This is a genomic window from Mesorhizobium tianshanense, from assembly GCF_007830515.1.
Lineage (GTDB): Bacteria > Pseudomonadota > Alphaproteobacteria > Rhizobiales > Rhizobiaceae > Mesorhizobium > Mesorhizobium tianshanense.
In genome coordinates this window covers 132244-146420 of the sequence record NZ_VLKT01000013.1, presented here as the reverse complement: position 1 = coordinate 146420, position 14177 = coordinate 132244, and the positions used below count along the sequence as shown (strand labels likewise).

General features: G+C 63.2%; 12 protein-coding genes. 10 read left to right on the top strand and 2 right to left on the bottom strand.

Annotated elements, in window-relative coordinates; all coding sequences use genetic code 11:
- The 4 genes from IQ26_RS12840 to IQ26_RS40350 all read left to right on the top strand — a co-directional run.
- Window positions 1–305, top strand: a 305-nt coding sequence (locus IQ26_RS12840; RefSeq protein WP_145717453.1) for an IS66 family transposase, incomplete at its 5' end; no start/stop codon positions are given.
- 697 nt (window positions 306–1002) lie between these two features.
- A complete protein-coding gene (locus IQ26_RS12835; protein ID WP_162457942.1) occupies window positions 1003–2838 on the top strand; it encodes a patatin-like phospholipase family protein in 1836 nt (611 codons plus the stop codon).
- Window positions 2839–3111: 273 nt separating this feature from the next.
- On the top strand, window positions 3112–3447 hold the full coding sequence (locus IQ26_RS12830) for a helix-turn-helix domain-containing protein (protein WP_145717449.1): 336 nt from the start codon (window positions 3112–3114) through the stop codon (window positions 3445–3447).
- Between the two features lie 611 nt (window positions 3448–4058).
- Window positions 4059–4682: a type II toxin-antitoxin system HipA family toxin gene (locus tag IQ26_RS40350; RefSeq protein ID WP_240547099.1), complete on the top strand. Its 624-nt coding sequence runs from the start codon at window positions 4059–4061 to the stop codon at window positions 4680–4682.
- A gap of 460 nt (window positions 4683–5142) precedes the next feature.
- Here the strand turns inward: IQ26_RS40350 and IQ26_RS12820 are convergent, their stop codons facing one another.
- Window positions 5143–6045 (bottom strand): GNAT family N-acetyltransferase, encoded by a 903-nt coding sequence (locus IQ26_RS12820; protein WP_145717447.1) that lies wholly within the window; start codon window positions 6043–6045, stop codon window positions 5143–5145.
- Window positions 6046–6284: 239 nt separating this feature from the next.
- Here IQ26_RS12820 and argE point away from each other — a divergent pair, with 239 nt between their 5' ends.
- From argE to IQ26_RS12790, 6 genes are all read left to right on the top strand, one after another.
- On the top strand, window positions 6285–7409 hold the full coding sequence (gene argE, locus IQ26_RS12815) for an acetylornithine deacetylase (protein WP_145717445.1): 1125 nt from the start codon (window positions 6285–6287) through the stop codon (window positions 7407–7409).
- 12 nt (window positions 7410–7421) lie between these two features.
- Window positions 7422–8345 (top strand): 2-hydroxyacid dehydrogenase, encoded by a 924-nt coding sequence (locus tag IQ26_RS12810; RefSeq protein ID WP_145717442.1) that lies wholly within the window; start codon window positions 7422–7424, stop codon window positions 8343–8345.
- A 22-nt stretch (window positions 8346–8367) separates the two neighbouring features.
- Window positions 8368–8721, top strand: coding sequence for a cupin domain-containing protein (locus tag IQ26_RS12805; RefSeq protein ID WP_145717483.1), 354 nt, complete (start codon window positions 8368–8370; stop codon window positions 8719–8721).
- 149 nt (window positions 8722–8870) lie between these two features.
- Window positions 8871–10334: an aldehyde dehydrogenase family protein gene (locus IQ26_RS12800; RefSeq protein WP_145717440.1), complete on the top strand. Its 1464-nt coding sequence runs from the start codon at window positions 8871–8873 to the stop codon at window positions 10332–10334.
- 12 nt (window positions 10335–10346) lie between these two features.
- Window positions 10347–11390, top strand: coding sequence for a tartrate dehydrogenase (locus tag IQ26_RS12795; protein ID WP_145717438.1), 1044 nt, complete (start codon window positions 10347–10349; stop codon window positions 11388–11390).
- A 17-nt stretch (window positions 11391–11407) separates the two neighbouring features.
- Window positions 11408–12862, top strand: coding sequence for an NAD-dependent succinate-semialdehyde dehydrogenase (locus IQ26_RS12790; protein WP_145717436.1), 1455 nt, complete (start codon window positions 11408–11410; stop codon window positions 12860–12862).
- A 24-nt stretch (window positions 12863–12886) separates the two neighbouring features.
- Here IQ26_RS12790 and IQ26_RS12785 read toward each other — a convergent pair whose 3' ends face one another.
- Entirely contained in the window at window positions 12887–14161 is a 1275-nt protein-coding gene (locus tag IQ26_RS12785) for an NAD(P)/FAD-dependent oxidoreductase (protein WP_145717434.1), read from the bottom strand.
- Window positions 14162–14177 lie beyond the last annotated feature (16 nt).

The window sequence follows — 14177 nt, the reverse complement described above, 5'->3', positions numbered from 1 at the left end:
TGACCCTCGACCGTCTACTCGCGCGCATCCGGACCGACCGCCAAAGCTTCCTGAAGATCCTCCAACGCCCGGACATTCCGCTCCACACCAATGGCTCGGAGAACGATATCCGCAGCGTGGTGACCCGGCGCAAGATCAGCGGCGGAACCCACAGCAACCAGGGCCGTGCCGCCCGCGACACCATGCTCAGCATGATGAAGACCTGCAACAAGCTCGGTGTCAGCTTCTGGGATTATCTCGGCGACCGCCTCGGCATCCCTGGCAGCAAGATCCTACCGCTTCCCGTTCTCCTCGCCGCGCGCTGAACCCCAACAGCAGATCGACGCGCCCAAACGCCGCCGCTTTTGCCCCGGTTACCATGTTTTAGTGGGTGTGGCAGTCTGAAGCGAACGGGTCTCTCGCCGAGCTTCCCTGATAAGGCAAAAAAACAGGGAATTTTCGCGCAAACCGTCGATATTGGCGGTCCTCACGCCATTATTGTTACGCAATTTCAGTTGTTTAGGGCAGAAATTCCCTTATGCCTTTATCAGGGAATTCGTTTGGACGAGCAGGGAAACATTCCCGCATCGCAGTGATTGGATCAGGCGGGCAATGGCGAGTATCTGCCCTTGGTCGGTGACTTTATGAGCTTCAACGAAATCATCGAAACGTTGAATCGAGAGGGACATGAATTCTCATTCAAGCAAGTCCCCAAGGACGTCTTCGCTACGCTCTTTCCCGGGGCCGCCGAGGTGGCAGAGACGTTTAGCTACTTCGAAGCTCGCAAACAAAATAGCAGGAAAGCAGGTTCGCGACGTGGGCTCAAGAGAATTTCCTGGCCCAAAAGACGGACGCCGAGAGCGGCGTGGCGGCCTGATCGTGGCCCTTGCTGGGAGCCAGAGATGGCCCAGCGGTCAGTCCCGCGCCTCAGCCGTTTGGCGGCTCTCATGTGTGGTATCATTCGGCAGGGCGTCCAGCACCCTCGAGGAGACAAAAGTCATGGATTCCTAAGGGATGGCTCAGATGTCCTCCGTCGATTCTCTCGCAGCGAGTTTATTGTCGGCAACATTGATGTTCGATCGGGCGTCGTTGCTGGCGCTCGAGGCTTTAGCTGCCGAATCCGACCGTCGGGTCCTGAGACGCGGTGAGGTTCTGGTTCGCGAAGGCGATGCGTCGGACAGGTTTTTCATCGTGCTGTCTGGACGCTTTACGGTACACAAAGGAGATTCGACTGGCTCGGTCGCCGAGATCGCACAGGGTGAACTCATCGGTGAAACCGGTTTCTTCGCGGGACTACCCCGCACGGCCACTGTCCTTGCAGCGCGCGATTCGATCGTCCTTGAAATCGGTCGCAATCATTTCGAGAAGGCGGCCGAGACATTGCCGAGCCTGAGAGAGGCGGTCACGGTATTTCTGGCGCGTCGGTTTGCCACCCAATCTCCGAGTTCGTCGCGTATCAAGGAACCTGCCAAGATCCGAACGCTTGCGATCATTGCAGCCGGCGGAAGTCGCATCTCACCGGTGCTCATCCAGCACCTACGGCAAGCGTTCGACGCGGCCACGCGCGCTCGGTTCGTTTCCCGGCTTGACATCCAAGCGAAGTTCCCAGGTCTTCCGATCGACGACCAGCCGATCCTTAACTGGTTGAACGAACTGGAGGCGGAAGCCCAATTCATCGTCTATGTTGCCGATGAGGAACCTAATGAATGGACCCAAATCTGCATTCGCCAGGCCGATACCGTCCTGTTGCTGGCCAACGCGTCCTGCTCGCCTCGCCTGAACCCGTCTGAGGAACTGACGCTATCGGTCCATCCGCCATCGACCAGTCGGCTTGTCCTAATTCACGACAGTCGCTCGGCTGCGGTCTCCGGTACCTCTGCATGGCTCGATGAGCGACCCTATGTTGACCAGCATCATCACGTTGCGCTGGACGACGGGTCTGATTTCCAGCGCCTGGTCCGATTTATTTCGGGCAAGGCACTGGGCTTCGTGGCGGCAGGAGGTGGGTCCCTCGGCAGCGCTCATTTAGGCGTCTACAAGGCTTTCGTTGAGGCGGGCGCTTGCTTCGACTATCTCGGCGGGACAAGTTCCGGAGCGGCGATGATGGCCGGCTTCGCAAGAGGCTTGGATGCCGAGCAGATCGACCGAGGTACCCACAACATATTTATCAAGAGCCGGGCGTTTCGCCGTCCCACCTTGCCGCATTTCGCGCTTCTGGATCACAAAGCGTTTGATCGGGCCCTTCGGCTGGAATACGGCGACGTTCTGATCGAGGATCTTTGGCTTCCGTTCTTTGCGCTTTCGACCAATCTGAGCAGCCGTCAGCCCCATGTCCACCGTCGTGGAAAGCTCTGGCACGCCGTTCGGGCGTCCGGCTCCATCCCGGGTGTCCTGCCGCCGTTCTTTACAGATGACGGCGACATGCTGGTGGACGGCGCTATCATGAACAATTTGCCGCTGGAGCAGATGAAGGAGCTCAAGACCGGACCCAATGTCATCGTTACCTTCGGGTCGAGTGCACCGCAAAAATACGACATAGACTATGACCGCATCCCCGGAGCTTCCGAACTGGCATTGGCCTTGCTGAACCCTTTCGGTCGTGCCCGCTTGCCTCGGGTTCCCAGCATGCTTCAGGTCATTGCCTTGAGCATGCTGGCACACCGGCCGCAGGACATTGCCGTCGGCGAAGAGGATATCTTGGTCTGTCCGGAGGTTTCCAACACGATCAGCTTCATGGATTGGAGTCGGCATTCCGGGTTGTTTTCGGATGCCTACGACCGCACGACCCGATGGATCGAGGAACATCTCCGCCAGAACGACTCAGGGCTCCGAGCGGTGCTCGGCACCGCGCACGATTAGCATGGCTTATAGTCCAGACCCTTAGCGGCGGCGGCGACGAGCCGCTCCGCTGCCGAAGTAGACGCCGAAAAAGTATGGCCGAGGTTGGCTCTAGCAATGTCGTTGCGAGAGTCGAACAACTGAATTTCAAATCGACCGGTCAGTCCACGCGGCTGTTGCGGGGTGGCGCGATCGCCCTCAATCTGCTTTTGGCGTTTCGACGTTTAGCCTGACTAGCACAATTGTAACCTTCGTGCTACATATTGACGTAATCTGTAGTGCGAAGGCGTCAAAATGCCAACTCCCCACAATCCTCCAGCCGCCGTAAGACGCGCCCTACGCAAGCTGGGGGCGGATATTCACGACGCCCGGCGGCGGCGCCGACTCCCGATGGCAGTGGTGGCCCAGCGCGCCTTCACCTCGCGCTCGACCTTGCAACGGGTCGAGGCCGGCGACACGAGTGTCAGCATCGGCATATATGCCGGCGTTCTTCAGGCACTCGGCCTGCTCGATGGCCTGAGCCAGGTCGCCGACATCAGCAACGACAGGGTTGGCCAGGCGCTGGCCACCGCCGAACTGCCGAAGCACGCTCACCTCAAGCGACCGGCGGGGACGTTGCGCGATGGCTGACTTCGAGGTTCATATCGATCTTGACGGCCGCAAGCGCCCCGTCGGACTGGCGAGAAGCAATCGCGTCCGCGGCGCGGAGACGATCCTCTTCGAGTATGACGGCGCATGGGCTCGACGATCCGGATCGGTTCTCCCTGGAGCCCGCGCTTGCCCTGACCCGCGGCGCCTTTGCCCCACCTGCCGGACTGGCCACATTCGGCTCCATCGGCGACTCGGCTCCCGACACCTGGGGGCGACGCCTCATGCAGCGTTCCGAGCGGCGTCTCGCGGAACGCGAGAAACGTGCTGTTCGCACCCTGGCCGAGAGCGACTACCTTCTCGGCGTCGCGGATCAGACACGACTTGGCGCCCCTCCGCTTCCGCTTGGTCGGCGCAGAAGTCTACCAAGTGCCGATCCGTGACGGCGTCCTTGCCCTCATCGAGCTCGGCCGGCTTCTGCAAATCACCGAGCAAATTCTCCGCGACGAGGAGACGGACGAGGATCTCCAACTGATCTTCGCACGCGGTTCTTCTCTAGGCGGCGAGCGACCGAAGGCGTCGGTCATCGACCAGCATGGTCACCTCGCAATCGCCAAGTTTCCCAAGGAGACAGACGACTACAGCGTGGAGACCTGGGAGGAGATCGCGTTGCGTCTGGCCGGCCAGTCCAGCATCACCACGCCGCAGCGCGAACTGATCGGAGTCGCCGGCAAGCCGGTCATGCTGTCGAGACGCGCGACGGCGCGCGCCGTATCCTGTTCCTGTCCGCTATGGCGATGATGGGTGCCAGGAACGGCGAGCGCGGCAGCTATCCCGAGATTGTCGATGCGCTCGCGCAACATGGCGCCCAGGGAAAAACCGACGCCCATGCCCTCTATCGCCGTGTCGTCTTCAACGTGCTGGTTTCCAACGTCGATGACCACCTGCGCAACCACGGCTTCCTTTGGCTGGGAAAGGCTGGATGGTCACTCTCGCCTGCCTACGATCTCAATCCGGTTCCGACCGATCTCAAGCCGCGTGTTCTGACGACCAACATCGACCTCGACGAACGCACGTGTTCGCTCGATCTGCTGGAGTTCGCGGCGGGGTTCTTCGCGCTTACGCTCGCGCAGGCACGAACGATAATCAAGGAGGTGGCCACCGTGACTTCGACCTGGCGCGATGCAGCCAAGGCGGTGGGCGCCCGATCGGCCGAGATCAACCGCATGGCGAGCGCCTTCGAGCATGATGATCTCAAGAAGGCGCTGGCGCTCTAAGCGCGAAGACTTTTCTAGAAGATTTCGGCCAGCCACGAGCAGCACCGGCACCGGAGGGCGTGCACGACCGAAGTCAGAATCCGCCTAATTGCACGTCGTAGCCGCCGACTACTGCATGTATCGCTGAAAGGTCTTTCGCTAGGTGTGACGAGTGCCATCAACGAGAAGGAGAAAATAGACGAAGAGGCCCAAAACCATTTCTCTCAAGAATTATGAACTTACCAGATAGCGCTCAATTCAAACTCAAAGAATTAGGCGTAAGCCGCTGATATATAGTGATTGGTGGGCCCGGAGGATGTATCAGGAATGTTGATTTCATTGGATTTTTCGTGGGCCCAATCAAACATCCTTCCCGTATCGTTCCGTATGGTTCCGCGACGCTTTCATCGTTAAAACTTGGCTAGATATGCGCCACATTGATGCGCGCCTGCCTTAGCCGTGATTGCCCGCATCCTGGACTCTACCCGAGAGTTTGACTGGCGAGGGCATAAGTCATCGGTGTGATTGCACCGCCGACGGCAAAATCGGTTAGGCGTTTGCCCATCGACATGGTGAGCACCGTGTCGAAAACCGGCATTCCGCCGTGCGACAGAAAGGCGGCGAACTCGCCATTGTCCATGTGGGTGTCGATCCGCAGGAAAGACCCCGAATGGTCGGCCACGTGCGGTCGAACGATCGCCACTGCGTCCGCGTCGTTTTCCGCCACGACCGGCCCCACGACATGGCCCCGCCCGAACGGCCGACAGAGCGCGAACGCGTTCAGCGTGTCACCCTTGAAGAGACCATAGCCGGTCGAGTGCGCGAAAAGCCTCTCGATGAGCCCCGCCCGCCTAACGCCAAACCCTGCCGCATCAAGCGCGATCGCGGCGGGAATATCTTTTGCGTCCAAACTCCGGACATCGCCTTGATTATTCGCCGGCTTGCCCATCGTCTGCACGCGGGCGATGCCCTGGCATTGATAGACGGTCTTCTCCGGCTGGAAGTCGAGCGAGAGATAGAGCCGCCGTGCCGCGCGCGTTGCATTGAGGCGCAGATCACGTCCGGCGACCTTCTCGAAGACTCGCTTCATCAGCCATTGCCCCGCACCCAGCGTTTGAAGTCGCGGCGAGGTGATGACCATGCCCACGGTTGCGAAATCGGCGCCATGCGCGAACCACATGGCCGAACCGAGAACCCGGCCGATCTCATCGAGCGCCACGAACCCCTGTCCCGACTCGCGCAGGAATTGCCAGTCCTCGGCGCGATGCGGCCACCCCACGGAGAGAGAGAGCGCGTGCAACCTGTCCAGTTCGACGCCTTCGATGCTGTCGATGCGCATCGAGAAGGTATCGATTTTCAAGCTTTCGGAAGGCTTCAATTCCATGCCCCTGAAAGATTCCCGTATTAGAGGGCGACACACCGGGGCCGCTCCCTGCCGGCCAACGCTAAACAACCAGGCCCGTACGATTTGCTCGAAAGCCGCCTACCAACGCAAGATTCAACTGAAACACTTCCGCTTTCGGCACGCAATCTCGAAAGAACGCGCACATCCTCTCCGGAAATCTAGCAGCATACGGTCGACGGCACCGATCCCGGCGAACCTGAAATGCTTTGAGGGCTGGAATGGACGTCTTCGACATCCTCGACCGTCTCGTCGCCTTTCCATCGGTCGCTGGCAAGCCGAACGGTGACATAGCCGGCTGGATCGAGACCCAGCTCGCAGAGCACGGGACGAAGGTCACCGTTCTAGCAGGGCCGGAAGGCGACCGTTTCAATCTTTTCGCGACAATCGGCCCCGTCGATGTCCCGGGCTACATCCTGTCCGGCCACATGGACGTCGTTCCCGCCGGCGAGCCGCAATGGAGTTCGGCTCCTTTTACGCTGCGCCGGGAGGGTGAACGGCACTACGGACGCGGCACGACGGACATGAAGGGGTTTCTTGCCGCGGCACTAGCGGCCGTGCCTGTGCTTGCGGGACTTCGCCTTGCCAGGCCAATCCACCTCGCCTTCTCGTACGACGAGGAGGTGGGCTGCCGCGGCGTGCGGCACCTGATCGCCCGCCTTCCCAAACTTTGCGCGAAGCCGCTCGGCGTCATCGTCGGCGAGCCGAGCGGCATGCGCGCCGTGCGCGGCCACAAGGGCAAGGCGGCCGCCCGTGTGATCATCAATGGGCGCGCCGGCCATTCCTCGAGGCCCGATCTCGGCCTCAACGCCATCCACGCCATGGCTGGCGCGCTGAGCGCGGCCGTGAGCGAAGCCGAGCGGCTGACGCACGGTCCGTTCGACCCTTCCTTCGAGCCGCCCTACTCCTCGCTGCAGGCGGGCGTGGTAGCGGGCGGACAGTCGGTCAACATTATTCCCGACACCTGCACACTGGACCTGGAGGCGCGTGCCATACCCGGCATCGACCCGGCCAGCCTGCTCGCGCCCGTCAAGGCGCGGGCCGAGACCCTTGCGGTCGATGGCTTTCGGATCGAGTGGACGCCGATGAGTGCCTATCCGGCGCTGTCGTTGCCACAAGATGCGGCACTGGCGGGACTGCTGCGCGAACTGACAGGCGAGGTGCCGCTTGCCGCGGTCAGCTACGGCACGGAGGCCGGACTTTACCAGGCCGCCGGGTTCGATGCGATCATCTGCGGCCCCGGCGACATCGACCGCGCCCACAAGCCGGATGAGTACATTCTCACCAGCGAACTCGCCGCCTGCCAGCGATTGATCGAGGCGCTGGGCGCCCGCTGCGCTGCTTGAAGGGGAACCGGAATGACATTCCTGTTCAATTCGGATGCGCGGCGCGGGGCGATCTTCGCCGATGCCTTCGCGAGGGAACTACCGGATGTCCCCTTCACGATCGATGCCGCAACGGTCGATCCCGGCGCCGTGCGTTATCTGATCAGCTGGAGCGTTCCGGACAATCTCGCCCGCTACAGGAACCTGGAAATCCTGTTTTCCATCGGCGCCGGTGTCGACCAGCTTCGCCTCGATGCGGTGCCTCCGAACGTGAAGATCGTGCGCATGATCGAGGAAGGCATCGTGCACATGATGCAGGAATATGTGACGCTGGCCGTGCTCGCGCTGCACCGCAACCTGCCTGCCTATCTGGCGCAGCAGCGCGCTGGCGAATGGCGCGATATCCCGCAGGCACAGGTCGGGTCGCGCCGGCTCGGGGTGCTCGGCCTCGGGCAACTCGGCCAGGCCGTCCTTGACCGGCTGAAGCCCTTCGGTTTCACGCTCGCCGGCTGGAGCCGCTCGCCGCGGCGGATCGAGGGCGTGACCTGTCATCATGGTGAGCTTGGGCTGGAGGAAATGCTCGCGGCCAGCGACATACTGGCCTGCCTGCTGCCGCTGACCGAGGACACGCGCGGTTTCCTCGATGCGGACCTGTTCGCGAAACTGCCAAAGGGCGCGGCACTCGTCCACACGGGCCGGGGGCCGCAGCTAGATCATGAAGCGCTTGTCGCCGCGCTCGACCGCGGTCAACTTTCGGCGGCGATGATCGACGTGACCGATCCCGAACCGCTGCCCGCGGGACATCCGTTCTGGTCGCATCCGAAGATCATTCTGACGCCGCATATCGCCAGCGTCACCCAGCCAGCGACCGCCGCGCGGGCCGTCATCGACAACATCAAGCGTCACCGCGCCGGGCTCGATCCAATCGGGCTCATCGACCGGTCGCGCGGCTATTGACGTCCAAATGAAAGGTTATCCCTTGTCCCTGCTCAAAACCGTCGACACCAGCCCAGCCTTCCCGCCGCGCGAATCCAGGGCGCTGCCCGAACGACTGATTGCGGGCAACCCCGCCTTCAAGACCTGGGCGCAGGATGTCGCCAAGTCCGACCTCGTCCACACCGGCGTCTGGGAGACGACGCCGGGAGAGACGCGCTCGATCAAGGGCGACACTTTCGAGTTTTGCCACATCCTCTCCGGCGTGATCGAAATCACGCCCGGCGCCGGAGAAACGGTGGTCCACCGCCCCGGCGACAGCTTCGTGATGAAGCCCGGCTTCACCGGTGTCTGGAAGACCATCGAAACAGTGCGCAAGATCTACGTGACCGTCGGGTAACGGAACCAGCGCGAGGTGCCGGCCTGCGCGGAAGATTTTGCCGTCTCTCACGCCCGGCACGCAACATTCGTCGGTGGCGGATCACCGAACAGCGCATGCTGCGTGCCGGCACGCGCTAAGCTCCGGCCGATGCCGCAGAGTGGTTGTCGATGAGCCTGAGCTTCGATCCCAATACAATCCCCCTCCCTGTCGGCCACTTCATCGGCGGGGAATTGATCTCGACCGAGGGCGGGATCGAAATGCGCCGCCCCTCGGACGGTAGCTCATATGCTGCCTGCCCTGTAGCTGGCTTAGACATGGTCGACCGTGCGGTGGAAGCCGCCAAGGCGGCGCTGAAGGCCAGCAACTGGGGCGGCGTTCGGCCGCGCGAGCGCACCAGGGCGCTTCACGCCTGGGCCGACCTGATCGAGGCGAAAGCCGGAACGCTGGCCAGGATCGAGGCGCTGTGCTCCACCCGGCCCGTGGGTCAGCTCGTTGCCGGCGACATCGCCGTGACCGCCGAGCAGATTCGCTTCTTCGCCGAGTTCGCCGACAAGGAAGGCAGCGAGCTCGTGCCGACCGACGACACCACTCTGGGCATGATCATGAGCGAGCCCTATGGCGTGGTCGGCGCGATCACGCCCTGGAACTTCCCTGTCTCCATGGCCGGATGGAAGCTCGGCCCGGCGCTGGCCGCGGGCAACGCGGTCGTACTGAAGCCGTCGGAAATGACACCCTTCTCGGCCGTCTATATGGCAGAGCTCGCCGTCAGGGCTGGCCTGCCGGCCGGGCTTGTCAACGTGGTGCTCGGCGACGGTCCGACGACCGGCACGGCGCTGACCGGCCATTCCGAGATTGCCAAGGTCAGCTTCACCGGCTCGACCCGCGCCGGCTCGGCCATCATGGAGAACGTCGCCCGCACCGGCGTCAAGCCGATGACGCTGGAACTCGGCGGCAAGAGCCCGCAGATCGTCTTTGCCGATGCCGATCTGGACAAGACGGCGACAGCGATCGCCGGCAGCGTCACCTTCAATGCTGGCCAGGCCTGCGTGGCCGGCACGCGCCTGATCGTCGAGAACAGCGTGGCCGACAGGCTGACGGCCGCCATCCTGGAGAGGATGAAGGCGGTGCTGCCCGGCCCGACCTGGGACGAGGCGACGCAGTATTCGCCTGTTATCTCGGAACGGCAGCGGGCGCGTGTCGACAGCATCGTGCGGGCCGCGATCGAGGCCGGCGGCGAATGCCTGACCGGTGGCGGCGTCATGGTCAGCCCCGGCTATTTCTACCAGCCGACGCTGATCGCCAATATCGACCAGGCCAATCCGGCGATCGTCGAGGAAATCTTCGGCCCGGTCCTGACTGTCCAGACCTTCGAAACCGAGGAAGAGGCGCTGACGCTATCCAGCCATCCGACATACGGGCTGGCCTCCGGCCTGTTTACCACCGACCTGTCCCGCACGATCCGCTTCGCGCGAAAGCTCGAAGCCGGCACCGTATGGGTCAACCGTTACAGCCGCTCGCGCGACCATATCCTGCCGACCGGCGGCTACAAGCGCTCCGGCATCGGCAAGGATCTCGGCCGCGAGGCCTACCTCGCCAACCGCAGGACCAAGAGCGTCCTGATCAGTCTTTGAAGAGAGATGCAGATGAAGTCCTACTCGATCGCCCTGATCCCCGGTGACGGCATCGGCCGCGATGTGACCGCCGCCGCCTGGTCGGTGCTGGAAACGGCGGCCAGAAACTTCGGCTTTGCCCTGGCGGGAACCGAATTCCCTTGGTCCTGCCGCTTCTTCAAGGAAACCGGCCGCATGATGCCAGAGGATGGCATCGACAGCTTACGCGGTTTCGACGCCATTCTTCTCGGCGCCGTCGGCTGGCCGGCGGAGGTACCGGATTCGGTCTCGCTCCACGGCCTGCTGCTGCCGATCCGCAAGGCGTTCGTGCAATATGCCAACATCCGGCCGCACCGCCTGCTGCCGGGCGTGACGGGCCCACTGCGGGCCGAGAGCTTCGACATCCTGTGCATCCGCGAGAACACCGAGGGCGAATATTCGGGCGCCGGCGGGCGCGTGCATCAAGGCACGCTGGACGAAGTTGCGGTGGAGACCTCGATCTTCACTCGTGCCGGCGTCGAGCGCATCCTGCGCTTCGGCTTCGAGCAGGCGCGGTCGCGGCAGGGCAAGCTTGCCTCCGTGACGAAGTCCAACGCGCAGAAATACTCGATGGTGTTCTGGGACGAGATCACACGAAAGTTGGCTTCGAATTATCCGGAGGTCGAAGTGACCAGCTATCACGTCGACGCGCTCGCCGCGCGCATGATCATGGCGCCGGAGAGCCTTGACGTGGTCGTCGCCTCCAACCTGTTCGGCGACATCCTGACCGATATCGGCGCGGCGATCCAGGGTGGGCTCGGCTACGCCGCCTCCGCCAACATCAACCCGGACCGCTCGGCGCCTTCCATGTTCGAGCCGGTGCACGGCTCCGCGCCCGACATCGCCCATCTGGGCATCGCCAATCCGATCGCCGCCATCTGGTCAGGCGCCATGATGCTCGATCATCTCGGCGAAAAGGTTGCGGCTGGCCGCGTCATGAAGGCGGTCGAGGCCGTAACCGCCAGAGGCATAGGCACCATTCCCGGCAAGGACCGGACGGAGGCCATCACGGCCGCGGTCGTCGCGGCGCTCACCTGATTGCAAGGTCGTTTTCGATGAAAAACCTGAAAGACAAAAGTCTCTTCCGCGAAGCCGGCCTGATCGGCGGCAAATGGGTCGCTTCCGGCTCCGGCAGGGCGGTCGATGTCGTCGATCCGGCGACCCAGGCCGCGATCGGCACAGTGCCCGATATGGCCGGTCCGGAGACCCGCGCGGCCATAGAGGCCGCAGCTTCCGCCTATGGCGACTGGAAGAAGACCAATGCCGAACGCGCTAGCCTCCTGGAAGCCTGGCATGGCCTGATGCTCGCCCATCTTGACGATCTGGCGCTGATCCTGACGACGGAACAGGGCAAGCCGCTGGACGAGGCCAAAGGCGAGATCCGTTACGGCGCTTCCTTCGTCAAATGGTTTGCGGAGGAGGCGCGTCGCATCAATGGCCACACCATCCCCTCGCCGACGCCAGACCGGCGCATCATCGTGCTGAAGGAACCAGTCGGGGTGTGCGGCATCATCACGCCGTGGAACTTCCCCACCGCGATGATCACCCGCAAGGTCGCGCCGGCGTTGGCGGCCGGGTGCACAGTGGTGATCAAGCCATCCGAGTTCACGCCCTATTCGGCGCTGGCGCTCGGCGTGCTTGCCGAACGCGCGGGCATCCCCGCCGGCGTCATCAACATCGTCACCGGCATGCCCGCAGGGATCGGCAACGAGATCATGGCGAACGAGACCGTTCGCAAGATCTCCTTCACCGGCTCGACGCGGGTCGGTTCGTTGCTGATGCGCGGCGCGGCCGATACCGTGAAACGGCTCAGCCTCGAACTCGGCGGCAACGCGCCCCTCATCGTCTTCGACGACGCCGATCTCGATCTCGCCGTCGAGGGCGCGCTTGTCTCGAAGTTCCGCAACGGCGGCCAGACCTGCGTCTGCGCCAACCGCATCCTCGTCCAGGCCGGTGTCTACGAAACCTTCGCCGCGAAGCTTTCCGCTCGCGTCAACGCCATGAAGGTAGGACCGGGCACAGAACCCGGTGTCGCCATCGGGCCGATGATCAACATGGCGGCGGTCGAGAAGATCAACCGCCACGTCGAGGATGCGCTCGCCAAAGGCGCGGCGATCATCACAACGAGGCCGGCATTGCCCGACGGTCCTCAGTATGTCGCGCCGCTGGTGCTGACCGGCGCCACGAAAGAGATGCAGCTCGCCGGCGAGGAAACCTTCGGCCCGGTCGCGCCGCTTTTCCGTTTCGAGACGGAAGATGAGGCGATCGCGCTGGCCAACGGCACGCCCTACGGGCTTGCTTCCTACTTCTACACCGAAAACCTGAAACGCGCCTGGCGCGTCGGCGAGGCGCTGGAGTTCGGCATGGTGGGGCTCAACACCGGCTCGGTCTCGATGGAAGTGGCCCCCTTCGGCGGCGTCAAGCAGTCCGGCCTCGGCCGTGAGGGGGCGCAGGCCGGCATCGAAGAATATCTCGAGATGAAGAGCTTCCACATGGGCGGGCTGGGCTGAGGCCCGGCCACGCCCGATCGACGATCACTGAATCCGGTCGAGCGCCTTGTAGTAGAGGCCGACCATCGGCAGGAACCAGGGCTTGCCGGAATAGCCGGGAATGGACGGCCAATCGAGCCCCTTCATCGGATTGCGGTCCTCGCGGCCGAGCATGGCATCGGCCAGGATCATGCCGAGATGGGTGGAAAGCTGCGCGCCGTGGCCGGAATAGCCCATCGCGTACCAGACACCGTCATGGTAGCCGGCGCGCGGGAAGCGATCCTTGGTCATGTCGACCAGCCCGCCCCAGCAATAGTCGGTCTCGACCTTGGCGAGCTGCGGGAAGATCGCCGCGAGGCCTGCCTGCAAGATCTGTCCGCTCCTGGCGTCGGAGCGCTGGTCCGATGTCGCAGAGAAGCGCGCGCGGCCGCCGAAGATCAGGCGTCTGTCCGGCGAAAGCCGGAAGTAGTTGCCGATGTTCATTGAGGTCACGCACGTCCGGTTGCCGGGCATTGTCACGGCGATCTCGGCGTCGCTCAACGGCCGCGTGGCGATGATGAAGCTGCCGACGGAGATGATCCTCCGGCGGAAATAGCCGAAATTCGGCGTGGTGTAGGCTCCGGTCGCCACCAGCACATTGTCGGCGCTGATCCGTCCGCGCGAGGTGGTCAGCTCATGCCTGCCACCGGCCTGCTTCCGGTCGGTCACCGCCGCGTTCTCGTGGATCACCGCACCGTGGCGGGCGGCGGCCGTGGCCAAACCTGCGACATAGCGGCCCATATGCATCATGGCGCTCTTCTTCGATAGCATCGCGCCGTGGAAGGGCGAGCCGATCTCGGATCTGAGATCGGCCGCAGACAGCAATGCCGTATCCGGATCCACTTCCGCATGAAGGGCTTCGAAGTTGCGGGTGATCGCTTCGAAATGCTGCGGCTTGGAGGCGAGCTTCAGCTTGCCGGCGCGGCGGAAATTGCAGTCGATGCCTTCCTCGGCGACCAGCGCCTCGATGGTGTCGATGGAGTCGTCCAGCGCACGGTAGAGCGCGATTGCCCGTTCCTTGCCGAGCTCCGCCCTGGCCGAAAGGTAGCTATGGGCGAGGCCGTTGTTCAGGTGCCCGCCATTGCGCCCGGATGCGCCCCAGCCCACCCGCTCCGCCTCCAGCACCGCCACCTTGGCGCCGGCCTTCGCCAGTTGTCGCGCGGCGGCGAGACCGGTGAAGCCGCCGCCGATGATGGCGGCATCGTAGTGCCCCTCGACCGGGCCTTGCGCCCCGCCGGAAAAGACGGGAGCTGTGTCGTGCCAGTAGGAGACCAATTTCATCGGCAACCCGCCCTGT

Excerpts from the sequence above, each read along its gene's own strand:
- IQ26_RS12835 (WP_162457942.1), top strand. The coding sequence starts at position 1,003 with ATGTCCTCCGTCGATTCTCTCGCAGCGAGTTTATTGTCGGCAACATTG.
- IQ26_RS12830 (WP_145717449.1), top strand. The coding sequence starts at position 3,112 with ATGCCAACTCCCCACAATCCTCCAGCCGCCGTAAGACGCGCCCTACGC.
- IQ26_RS12820 (WP_145717447.1), bottom strand. The coding sequence starts at position 6,045 with ATGGAATTGAAGCCTTCCGAAAGCTTGAAAATCGATACCTTCTCGATG.
- argE (WP_145717445.1), top strand. The coding sequence starts at position 6,285 with ATGGACGTCTTCGACATCCTCGACCGTCTCGTCGCCTTTCCATCGGTC.
- IQ26_RS12810 (WP_145717442.1), top strand. The coding sequence starts at position 7,422 with ATGACATTCCTGTTCAATTCGGATGCGCGGCGCGGGGCGATCTTCGCC.
- IQ26_RS12800 (WP_145717440.1), top strand. The coding sequence starts at position 8,871 with ATGAGCCTGAGCTTCGATCCCAATACAATCCCCCTCCCTGTCGGCCAC.
- IQ26_RS12795 (WP_145717438.1), top strand. The coding sequence starts at position 10,347 with ATGAAGTCCTACTCGATCGCCCTGATCCCCGGTGACGGCATCGGCCGC.
- IQ26_RS12790 (WP_145717436.1), top strand. The coding sequence starts at position 11,408 with ATGAAAAACCTGAAAGACAAAAGTCTCTTCCGCGAAGCCGGCCTGATC.
- IQ26_RS12785 (WP_145717434.1), bottom strand. The coding sequence starts at position 14,161 with ATGAAATTGGTCTCCTACTGGCACGACACAGCTCCCGTCTTTTCCGGC.